Raw genomic sequence first — 3,792 nt, 5'->3', positions numbered from 1 at the left:
TAATGGAATTTTTTGAGGTTCTGCTGGTGCTAAGCGGCGGGAGGTGTGCGGGAAGTCGCTGGACATCCCGCAAAAATAATGAGTTAGGTGATTACCTGAAAGGAAGCTTGATATCGCGGAACATCGCTTCGATATCTTCGTTTGAGCGCAGCGCCACAGCGGCGTCCACCACGTCTCGCGTCAGATGCGGTGCGAAGCGCTGAATGAAATCATACATATAGCTGCGCAGGAAGGTGCTGCGCCGGAAACCAATCTTGGTGGTGCTATTGGTGAAGATTTCTGAAGCTTCAATGCGCACCAAATCCGGATCGGAAACCGGGTCCACCGCCATGCTGGCAATCACCCCAACCCCCAGGCCTAAACGCACATAGGTTTTGATCACGTCGGCATCGGTTGCGGTAAAAACAATACGCGGCGTTAATCCGGCACGGTTAAACGCAGTATCCAGTTCTGAGCGGCCGGTAAAACCAAAGGTGTAAGTCACCAGCGGGAAATCAGCCAGTTCCTCAATCGACACATTGGATTTCCCCGCCAGCGGATGATCTGGCGTGACCACAATGGCACGGTTCCAGTGATAGCACGGCAGCATAATTAAGTCGTCGTACAGGTGCAGCGCTTCGGTGGCAATGGCGAAATCGGCACTACCTTTGGAGACCGCCTCAGCAATTTGTGTGGGCGAGCCCTGATGCATATGCAGGGAAACGCGCGGATAGCGTTCGATAAAGCCTTTGATTACGCCAGGCAGTGCATAGCGCGCCTGAGTGTGGGTCGTGGCCACGTACAGCGATCCTTTATCTGGCCAGGTGTGTTCACCGGCAACCGATTTAATCGCATCCACTTTGGACAAAACTTCGCGGGCAATACGGATAATCTCTTCACCCGCTGGCGTCACCTGCGTCAGATGTTTGCCGCTGCGGGCAAAAATCTGCACGCCCAGCTCATCTTCCAGCATGCGCACCTGCTTACTGATGCCCGGTTGCGAGGTATACAGCCCCTCTGCCGTGGAGGAGACATTGAGGTTGTGGTTAACGACTTCAACGATGTAACGCAACTGCTGCAATTTCATAGTTATATCTTCCCGATAGCGACAGAGGTGCATTCCCTGCAGGCGTGTATCCGCCCTGATGGCGTAATAATGAGGGAAAGCGAGTCAGCAAAATGCAATAAGCTATAACTACTATATCAGTTAACGTAAGAATGTAGAACGATTAGCTATAAGGATGGGAAAAAGGCCAGCGAACGCTGGCCTTCAGGGAGATTACTTCTTCGCTTCCTGCCACTTACCGTCGATATAGAAAACCGACCAGCCGGTCGCTTTGCCCTCTTTTTCTGAGGCAACATACTGTTGTTTGGTCTTACGGCTAAAACGCACCAGCGTTTTATTGCCTTCCGGATCCACTGCCGGCGCTTCGGCCAGATATTTCAGTTTCTCCGGCAGACGGTCAGCAAAGCGCTGCAGCTCTTCCACCAGCGGCGCACGGGTTTCACGCGATTTCGGGAAGGTGTTAGCGGCCAGGAACACGCCCGCAGCTCCGTCACGCAGCACGAAATACGCATCCGATTTTTCGCACGGCAGCTCCGGCAGCGGTACCGGATCTTCTTTCGGCGGCGCGACTTCGCCGTTACGCAGAATCTTACGGGTATTTTTACACTCGTCGTTGGTACAGGCCATGTACTTACCAAAACGCCCCATCTTCAGGTGCATTTCAGAGCCACATTTTTCGCACTCAACAATCGGACCGTCATAACCTTTAATACGGAATTCACCCTGCTCGATTTCATAACCGTCACACTCCGGGTTATTACCACAGACGTGCAGTTTACGGCCGTTATCGATCAGGTAGCTGTCCATCGCGGTGCCGCACTTCTGGCAGCGACGACGGGCGCGCAGCGCGTTGGTTTCGGCATCATCGCCTTCCAGCACGTTAAGCACTTCGTTTTCCGGGATCAGGTTAATGGTCTGCTTGCAGCGCTCTTTCGGCGGCAGTGCATAACCGGAACAGCCGAGGAACACGCCGGTGCTGGCAGTGCGAATCCCCATTTTACGTCCGCAGGTTGGGCAATCGATGGAGGTCAGCACCATCTGGTTCGGCTGCATGCCGCCCTCTTCCGGATCTTTCTCCGCCTGCTCCAGCTGCTGGCTGAAATCACTGAAGAATGAATCCAGCACCGCTTTCCATTGCGCTTCGTTATTCGCGACCTGATCGAGACTGTCTTCCATGTGCGCGGTGAAATCATAATTCATCAGCTCACGGAAGTTCTCTTCCAGACGATCGGTAACAATCTCACCCATCTTCTCGGCGTAGAAACGGCGGTTTTCCACCCGCACGTAACCGCGATCCTGAATGGTAGAAATGATCGAAGCATAGGTAGACGGACGGCCAATGCCACGCTTCTCCAGCTCGCGTACCAGCGAAGCTTCGCTGAAGCGCGCCGGCGGCTTGGTAAAGTGCTGGCCCGGCAGCAGGGATTTCAGATCCAGCGTGTCGCCCACGTTCACCGGCGGCAGCGTCAAATCTTCATCATTTTTACGCAGCGCCGGCATCACTTTGGTCCAGCCGTCGAAACGCAGCGTACGCCCTTTCGCTTTCAGTTTGAAATCTGCCGCGCCGACGGTCAGCGTGGTGGAATCATATTGCGCGGGCACCATCTGGCAGGCCACGAACTGGCGCCAGATCAGCTGATACAGCTTCTGCGCATCCGCTTCCATATCCTTCAGCTGCTCGGCGGCAACGTTGACATCAGAAGGACGAATCGCTTCGTGCGCTTCCTGTGAATTCTCTTTGCTGGCGTAGGTGTTGGGCGCATCCGGCAGGTAGTTCTTACCGAATTTTTTCTCCACGTAGCCACGCGCCATCGCCACCGCATCCTGACTCAGGTTGGTGGAATCGGTACGCATATAGGTGATGTGACCGGCTTCATACAGACGCTGTGCCATCATCATGGTTTTCTTCACGCCAAAACCAAGGCGGGTGCTCGCCGCCTGCTGCAGCGTCGAGGTAATAAACGGCGCCGACGGTTTGCTGCTGGTCGGCTTGTCTTCACGATCCAGAACGGCGTAACGCGCCTTTTCCAGGATGGCCACGGCCGCTTCGGTTTGCTCGCGGTTCACCGGGCGGAACGCTTTGTCGCCCTGATGCGTCACCCTGACCGCCAGCGCATCGCCTTTCGGCGTCGACAGATCGGCGTCAATTTCCCAGTACTCTTCCGGTACGAAGGCTTTGATTTCGCGCTCGCGCTCCACCACCAGGCGCACGGCAACCGACTGCACGCGTCCGGCTGACAGGCCACGGGCAATTTTTTTCCACAGCAGCGGTGAGACCATATAGCCCACCACGCGGTCCATAAAACGACGCGCCTGCTGCGCATTGACGCGCTCAATATTCAGTTCGCCCGGCTTCTCGAACGCCTGACGAATCGCATTTTTGGTGATTTCGTTAAACACCACGCGGCTGAAGCGTTTGTCATCGCCACCGATCACTTCCCGCAGGTGCCAGGCAATGGCTTCCCCTTCGCGGTCAAGGTCGGTTGCGAGATAGATGTGGTCGGCATCGGCAGCCAGGTTCTTCAGTTCGGAGACGACTTTTTCCTTGCCGGGCAGAATCTGGTAGTCCGCTTCCCAGCCGTGCCACGGGTCAACGCCCATGCGATTAACCAGCGCGGCCTTTTCATCTTTCTTTACTTTCTTGCCGGTTTTCGCCTTTTCCCCGTCGGCACTTTTACGGGCCGTTGAACCACTGGTCGGCAAATCACGGATATGACCGACGCTGGATTTCACCACGTAGTCATTAC

The 3,792-nt window shown here is 55.3% G+C and carries 2 protein-coding genes; both read right to left on the bottom strand.

What is annotated here, in order from left to right:
- Nucleotides 1-91: 91 nt before the first annotated feature.
- Nucleotides 92-1,066, bottom strand: coding sequence for an HTH-type transcriptional regulator CysB (cysB, locus tag QMM04_RS21490; protein ID WP_282996988.1), 975 nt, complete (start codon nucleotides 1,064-1,066; stop codon nucleotides 92-94).
- Nucleotides 1,067-1,258: 192 nt separating this feature from the next.
- A partial coding sequence (gene topA / locus QMM04_RS21485) for a type I DNA topoisomerase (protein WP_282996987.1) occupies nucleotides 1,259-3,792 on the bottom strand: 2,534 nt, incomplete at its 5' end.

It is taken from the genome of Pantoea sp. Pa-EAmG, assembly GCF_030024295.1.
GTDB classification, from domain to species: domain Bacteria; phylum Pseudomonadota; class Gammaproteobacteria; order Enterobacterales; family Enterobacteriaceae; genus Pantoea; species Pantoea dispersa.
This window is presented reverse-complemented; position numbering and strand designations above follow the sequence as displayed.

Bases quoted from the DNA above. Each gene is read 5' to 3' on its own strand.
- cysB (WP_282996988.1), bottom strand. From the start codon at position 1,066: ATGAAATTGCAGCAGTTGCGTTACATCGTTGAAGTCGTTAACCACAAC.